The 7,060-nt window shown below is 48.8% G+C and carries 7 protein-coding genes and 1 pseudogene; 1 reads left to right on the forward strand and 7 read right to left on the reverse strand.

Features of this window, described 5'->3' with window-relative positions:
• Nucleotides 1-21 precede the first annotated feature (21 nt).
• Nucleotides 22-839, forward strand: a pseudogene (locus ACLQ6D_RS17565) (transposase).
• 300 nt (nucleotides 840-1,139) lie between these two features.
• On the opposite strand, the gene ACLQ6D_RS17570 reads toward ACLQ6D_RS17565, so the two are convergent.
• From ACLQ6D_RS17570 to ACLQ6D_RS17600, 7 genes are all read right to left on the reverse strand, one after another.
• Nucleotides 1,140-2,009 (reverse strand): hypothetical protein, encoded by an 870-nt coding sequence (locus ACLQ6D_RS17570; RefSeq protein ID WP_411728602.1) that lies wholly within the window; start codon nucleotides 2,007-2,009, stop codon nucleotides 1,140-1,142.
• A gap of 5 nt (nucleotides 2,010-2,014) precedes the next feature.
• Complete coding sequence (locus ACLQ6D_RS17575) at nucleotides 2,015-3,256, reverse strand: hypothetical protein (RefSeq protein WP_411728603.1); 1,242 nt, start codon at nucleotides 3,254-3,256, stop codon at nucleotides 2,015-2,017.
• Between the two features lie 69 nt (nucleotides 3,257-3,325).
• Complete coding sequence (locus ACLQ6D_RS17580) at nucleotides 3,326-3,748, reverse strand: hypothetical protein (protein ID WP_411728604.1); 423 nt, start codon at nucleotides 3,746-3,748, stop codon at nucleotides 3,326-3,328.
• The gene (locus ACLQ6D_RS17585; protein ID WP_411728605.1) at nucleotides 3,724-4,806 is read right to left on the reverse strand and encodes a hypothetical protein; all 1,083 of its coding nucleotides are present in this window, start codon (nucleotides 4,804-4,806) and stop codon (nucleotides 3,724-3,726) included. Before ACLQ6D_RS17585 ends, ACLQ6D_RS17580 begins: the two co-directional genes overlap by 25 nt.
• On the reverse strand, nucleotides 4,803-5,420 hold the full coding sequence (locus ACLQ6D_RS17590) for a condensin complex protein MksE (protein ID WP_411728606.1): 618 nt from the start codon (nucleotides 5,418-5,420) through the stop codon (nucleotides 4,803-4,805). Before ACLQ6D_RS17590 ends, ACLQ6D_RS17585 begins: the two co-directional genes overlap by 4 nt.
• Nucleotides 5,417-5,746 carry a hypothetical protein gene (locus tag ACLQ6D_RS17595; RefSeq protein WP_411728607.1) on the reverse strand — a complete coding sequence of 110 codons (330 nt, stop codon included), beginning with the start codon at nucleotides 5,744-5,746 and terminating at the stop codon, nucleotides 5,417-5,419. Before ACLQ6D_RS17595 ends, ACLQ6D_RS17590 begins: the two co-directional genes overlap by 4 nt.
• A gap of 39 nt (nucleotides 5,747-5,785) precedes the next feature.
• Nucleotides 5,786-6,664, reverse strand: coding sequence for a hypothetical protein (locus tag ACLQ6D_RS17600; protein WP_411728609.1), 879 nt, complete (start codon nucleotides 6,662-6,664; stop codon nucleotides 5,786-5,788).
• Nucleotides 6,665-7,060: the final 396 nt, after the last annotated feature.

Consider the following 7,060-nt stretch of genomic DNA (forward strand, 5'->3'; position numbering starts at 1 on the left):
TGCCACAGAGAGATAGAGTCGATGAGACAGCCACGCCAACCCGGATTATTCGACGTTGAAGAACGCGCCGCGCAACTGACCGAAATGGGCGATCCGCTGGTGGGATTGAAGGCCCGCATCAATTGGAAAGCGTTTCGGCCAGAGCTGTGCCGGGTGCATAAAAAGGACCGGAAAAGCAAGGTCGGCGCCAAGCCCTTCGATGTCGTGCTGATGTTCAAGCTGTTGGTACTCCAGCAACTGCACAACCTGTCGGACGGCAGGATCGAACACCAGGTCCGTGACCGTTTCAGTTTCATGCGCTTTCTGGGCTTGCAACTCGAGGATCGCGTGGCCGATGCCAAAACCGTCTGGCTGTTTCGGGATCGGCTTAAGGCCTTGGACTTGGTTGACGTATTGTTTGGCCGTTTTCACCAGCAACTGGCGACGCAAGGCTATGTTGCCCAGGCCGGGCAGATAGTCGATGCCACCTTTGTCGAAGTGCCGAGGCAGCGCAATACCCGTGAAGAAAACGCCCAGATCAAAGCCGGTGAAGTCCCGCCAGCCTGGGACGGACCGGAAGCCAAGGCCATGCGCCGCCAGAAAGACACCGACGCGCGCTGGACTCCAACCGAACCAAATCCAAGGTACGCGCCCGTGTCGAACATGTCTTCGGTGTCCAAACGCACATGGGTGGGCATATGGTGCGCACCATCGGCCTACCACGTGCCAAGGTGAAGATCGGCCTGATGAACCTGGTGTACAACATGATACGCTTGGTACAACTGATTAAGCTCAACGCGAAGGTAGCCAAGCGAGCTTGGGTGGACAAGCACAGGGAAGCTGCGCCCGTTTCGGCATAACAAGGGGGGAATCCTTGAGTAAAGAGGGTGTTGCAACCAGAATAGGCTTTAACATTCTAGAGCTTTGGGGACAGACTAGAAAATTTCAGCACTTTCACAATATGGGCAGTTAAATTGCGATTAATAGAGATTCCCTTATGTAAACACTATCAAAAATGTAAGCCGGTCTTTTTTCAACCTTGAATGTGACGGTCGATGCCATTCAGCCCAAAACCACGGTAACCAAGAAGCGACCTGACTTTCAGGGATTTCTTGATGAAGTTGTGAACTTATGCAATTAAATACCAGTTCGCAAGTGGGTTACAACCAAATGGCTTCCTGTTCCAATGTTTTGCCGTAGCGTTGCGACAAGCTGCCTAGCCTGATGAAATCATCGTTCAAGGCATTCAAGGCATTCAGTTTCTGCATGGCATTTTCAAATTGTACTCGGGTTTTCAACCAAATCTCGGAGTTGCCGAATGTGGCCAATTTATTTTCCCAATCCGGAAGCCAATAAAAATATAATCTCGATCCCGGATGAAGCGCATCGGCCAGTCGGACATAATTGCTCAAGCCTATGCCGTCATAATCCGGGAATAAAATCACGTCATCGGTTCGTTTTTGTTCCGAAAACCATTTCAATAACACATCAGATAATTGCCCACCATAATAGGCCAGACAACCGTTAAAATTATCAGGCAACCAGTCGCAGCGATCAAACAACGCCTGGTTCTCGACTAATAGCAAGAGCCTGTTGGACTGCCAAGATTGACCAGTACCGATCTGTATAGCGGCAACACCCAAGCGCTCGGTCAATTCCGAAGGATACATCGCGGTATTTTCACCATGCCAAACCACATCAGGATTCCAGGCTTTCATCAGCAAATAAGAACACTCATGGCCGGTTTGGCCTTTCTTGCTGTTACGGTCTGTGCCAATGTTTCGGCTACGCCTTGGCAAGGATGATATATGCTCACCGTCCATAGGATGCAGTTGACGTAGACGATTGATGACACTTTGCCGGTCAACTACCCTAAACACAGTCGCAGTGCCTTGTTTGTTGATTTCAACAAGTCGGGTGTTCAGTGCGAACTGTTCCAGTTGTTTTCGTTGGTTTGGGGTGAAATCAGATGCGTTAAGCGGTTGGTCGCAGGCTAGCAGGCGTTTTAGGGCATCAGATAAAATGGACATGGGGCTTAGTTCTCATCGGTAATGGCTTCGAGAATCTGCCAATTAAGCTGACTGATATGGTTTTTGCCCTGGGTGGTTCCGATAGGCACACAATAACGTGCGGTGATTTGCGGTTCTGGCGATGCAAAAATCAGCGAAAACCCGAAATCCTTGGCAGTTTCAATCAAATTGCGCTGGTTGTGTTGATCAAGCGATGCGGCTTCATCCAGATAACAGGCAGTCTTGATTTGTTTGCGCGGATCTTGCATTTGATTGAGCATGGCGAGACCAGTGATGAGTTTAGCCATCAGCACAGTACCGTTGGATGCGGCGCTGTCGATGTCCTCGAACTCAGCAGGCGTTTGATCTTCTTTTGCGATAATAAAAACCAGCCGGAACAAATGTTCAACACGTAAACTGCCCCGTACTTCACCTTCCTTGATGAGCAGATCCTTGGCTTTATTGAGTTCTTTATCGTCCAGCACCGCATTGTGGTCGAACAGGTCGAAAGAATTGCCCGATTCAACCTGTTCGGAGGTGGAAATCAAGGTTTGTATCGCCTTGACTAAGGCTTCTTCTTCGCGGGGTTCGATTTTAAACACCTTAAGGTCGGACAACTGACGGCGATTGATCTTGTTATTAAACTCGCTCATCCGCCGTTTAAATGACTCCAGACTGTTGCGCAAATCACGCAAAATGGCGGCTACCTGGACTACGGCCGAGCGGGCTTTACGTTCTATGGCTGCTTGTTCCTGGCTGAGTTGTGCCGTGTAGTTAAATAAGGCATCCAATTCTTGTTCGGCAGAATCCTGGATTTGAAATTTACTCACGCCGTGTCCATGCAACTCGCCGAGCTGTCGGGACAAGTCATTGTCGATTTGCCGCAACTGTCGGCAATCGTTGTTATAACTTTCGATGCGGTTGGCTAAAGTCGACATGGCCAGTTCAGCCGGTTCCATGTAAGGGAAATAGGGTAGCTGCTCCAAAAAATTAAACGGCGGCTGTTGATCCAGGCGCTGATGACGGGCAGCGTTGATGCGTCGATGTTGGCTTTGCAGGTCATCCTGTTCGGTTTTAAGGCTTGCTTGCGACTGGGCGATGGTCTTTTTCTTTTCAGCCAACGTTGACTCTTCTTGCTGAACCACTTCTAACCTGTGCTGCAATGACGCTATGGTTTCCAATCTGAGCGACCCATTTGCCTGTAGCAACAAGAATTCCCGATAATCATTGATATCCTTATCCAGTTCGGCGATTTGCCTTTCCAGCACTTGTTGCTATTGCTTTTGTTGCGTCAATGTCTCAACGGTTTGCAACAGGGTTTTTAATTTGGCAAGTTGCTATTCACAATCACTGGTTTTAGTTTCCAATTCTTGTGCGGTCTTGAGAATAAGACTAGGTTCCAGTGCCGAAACATCCAGTGAAAAGCCGGGCAGTTCCAGGCGATTGACTGACAGCTTGCTTTCCAGGGCTGTAATAAACGATTGGAAAGCTGATTTATCATGCAGATCAATCGCTTTCCCTTCTGCAACAGATAAGCACAAAACCGATTTTGCCAATACCCGTGTCAAAATTTCAAAACTATCCAGCGGTAAGGGCGTTTGTAGTTGCAGATAAAGATTGTCATTAAGATTGGCTAACTGCTGCTGAAACTCGACTTGATCTTTGCTAATTTTGGCAATCTTCCTTTTGATAGCCTCAGATGAATGCTGCTGCTCGGCATTTTTAATACTTCTAACTAATTCGTAGAGTTCCTCCTGCAAGGTTTGCCGTTGCTTATCAGTTGAGCCAAGTCTTTGACAAATTGAAAACGAACATTCAGTTCTTGGTAATGCCGCTCAATTTTATGCTGTTCTTTTAACGCAGTATTAGCCTCAGCCTGGTCTTGGTAAATTTGCTTTTGGCGTATTTCCAATGCCTCATTTTCTGAAACCAATGCCTGAAGTTGCCGCTCAAATTGTTCGGACGTGTTGCGATAATAAGTTTCCCAGTCATTCAAGCCCTGCTCGATCAATGGCCGCCACTGGATTATTTTGCCACGTAAAGCCCGGCGTGTTTGCTGGCTATCTTCCATGGTTGCAATCAGTGCCTGGTTGCGAAACACCGCGTCATACTGAGATTTGTCGTAATTGACATCGGCAAAGTTTTTATCCCATTCGCCTTTAAAATCGACGCTACGATCCTGCAAGTCGTTTTTGAAGATTTTCAGCAAATAGTTTTTCACTTCACCGCTTTTTAAGCGATCCAAACGCAAAGTTCGGGTCAAGATGCGCTGATAGGTACTTGCCTGAGAAGTGAATTCCAACGGAAAGATGGTGAAATCGGGATCGTCCGAACGTTGTTTTTGCCGATTGCCATACAACAGCGCCCGTAAATCGGCTTGCTGGTATATTTTGGCCAGTTTGCCGCATTCGAAAAGGCGGCTGATCAATTTCGGTTGAGACACCAGGTGCCCGTTATCCAGTCGGTAATCGTCAAGATCAAGGCTGCCTTGATAGGCGAAATATTCGTAGTCATGGCTCAACCCCTTGCCGACACAACCAATCACCGCCATGCCGGATGGCAGCAACACTTCCAGAAGAATGTAGGCACTGTTATCGGGAAAATAAAACCGCCTTGAATTTTCGACACTGTGCGCGCCAAAATCCATGCGCCCTCTATCAAGGATGAGCAGAAATTGCAAGGCATTGATCAAACTGGTCTTGCCGGTATTATTGGGGGCGATAATCGACACCGAATCGTCCAAGGGCAATTCGGCGCGGCTGTAACCGGCACTGTTCAACAACACGAGCTTCTGGAAGCCATACTGGGCCAGGCTCAAAACGTATCCTCCCCAGTTTCCCCGCAGAAAAATGCTCCTGCATTTTCTGCATTCGGTACATCCTGTACCTCTTCGGCTTGAGTCTGATCGGGCCGTTCGGCCTGAGACAGTTCTTCAAACAAGTCCAGGTAACGATGCACGGCGGTCAGTAGCCGGTAGGCTCCATCTTCAGTCACCAGGAAGCCGATGCGGGCGGCGCTATCCAAAATTTCTTTTAAGGCTTGCGGATTGCCTATTTCTTCAGCCTCCAAGACTGCTCGATACTGCTGGCAAAGTTTTTCGATCAACGGCGTATCAATCCGCCATTGTTGAAACTGGAATAAATGTAAGCCTTGGTCGGCTTGATATTCGAACAACAGCATCAGCAACAAGACCAAGCGACGGGTGAGCTTGCCGGTATAGGATGTGGCAAGCTCGGTCTTAAAATAAGCGAACCCCCGTCCATCCATGACCAAAATAAAACCTAATGCAGCAAACAGCGTTTCATACTGACCCTGATGATTTTCCAGCTCCACCCAAAGCTCATTGTCCTGCAAGCGGTTTAAATGGGCACCGGAACTTAACAGCTTAAAAAGCGGTTGTATTTGGGGCAGTAGCCTTAAATCTATCGTCATAAGGATTCAAGAGTATGGCTGTGCAAACGAATGACGACTTGTTTGAGGGTAATACGGGTCTCATCTTGGTCAGGAGTTGCAGTAATATTGGGCATGCGAATGAGTTTGTGATAAAGCCTTAATAGGGTGATGTCTTGATAATGACCGTAATGATCGGCCAGCCACTGCATCAAGCCCGGTATTGGCAGGGACTGGAGAAGGCGTTTTCGGATAACCTCTTCATCGACGCATTCAAGCTGCACCTGCATTTCTTCATCTACCTGCCCTCCTGGAAAATCAACGGCTTTAGGCTGATAGTGCCGCGCTTGTTCCATGAGCGTCAACAACTCTGGGCCAATGGCAACCGTAACCGGACGATCTTTACGTCAAACTGGCAAACTTTGTTGTGGAAAAGTCCAGCGTAAGCCTTTTTTTCGCACCTCGCCCAATAATTGCCCGATGGCAGCGCTTAAATGGTTGTGGCGGCGGATTTCTTCCCTCAGCGGCATCAAGGTGTTAGTGCATTGGTTTAACGCGAGACGGCCAGTTTCCCGTACCTCTTTCACCCGAAAACCGACTTGCCGCAACAAGAGCAGATGGCTGTATAAGCCGCCTTGTATAAGCAATTGCTGGGACAGCGATTCCAACACGCTTTCGGCTTCCTCCAGCAGCGGATAAAAACTGCCGCCGGCACCGGTATCCATCAGTTCAGTCATGGGTTGCACAAACCGGTCATAAGCCTCCAATACCTCACGGTATCGTCTAGGCAGTGGCATTCGTTCATCTGCGCCTTTTGCCCGTTCGGCAATTGCCTGGATGGCATGGATGTCCTGATCGAGTTGTTGCAATATTTGCCGCAGCTGGTTGTCAATACGCACCGCCCCACGTTGCAGCGCCGCCATATCCCGGTCCTGCAAGGCTTGGTGCAATTGCTCCAGGCCGGATTTAATGTCAATAATCCGCGCTTTTAAGATGTCAGACAAACCCAGATCGTGTTCGTGTAACAAGCTGCCGACAAATTGGCGGACATTTTCGTTGAGTTGCAAGGTATTGCTGTGCGACATTTCGATCAACAATTCCGCATTGACCAGTTGTTGCAAGCGTTCTAGCTGTTGTTCGGACGGTTCGTGTACATAGATTTTCCCGAGTAATGCCAGCACCGCATCGCGCTCATAACCAATCTGGTCGTGTCCGAGCAAAACGATACGTTCTATCGCTTCCCAGTGTTTATCGAGCGCTCGAATCAGGCTGCGTGGGTTAATCATTTTGGTGTAGTGTTGATGTGGACTCCAGTTTGCCGAGGCTCATCCAAACTGTAATTTTCGTTGGTACTGACTCAATCTGGCTGACCTCATCGTGTAGTCTACAAGCTTTAACAGCCCTAGACCAAATTTTATGCAGCGGGTAAGGTCTAATCGTTAGGTATGACAATTAACAAGTAAATACTGGGTATCTCTGGTTAACTGTAGGAAATCATTGCGGTTGGCTGTAAAAGGCGTAAACCGTCAAAAAAGTCGTTGAGTTATGCCGTTGCCATTATCAAAGCCCCAATTTACTCCCCTTTGGGGGTGTCCTGGGCACACCCGTCCCGCACCCGCCAATATCGCGCCTGCCGAGCCTGGCACAAATTGGCCAGTGCCATCAGCGGAAAGGCTTCGCCG

Source organism: Methyloglobulus sp., assembly GCF_046714055.1.
Lineage (GTDB): Bacteria > Pseudomonadota > Gammaproteobacteria > Methylococcales > Methylomonadaceae > Methyloglobulus.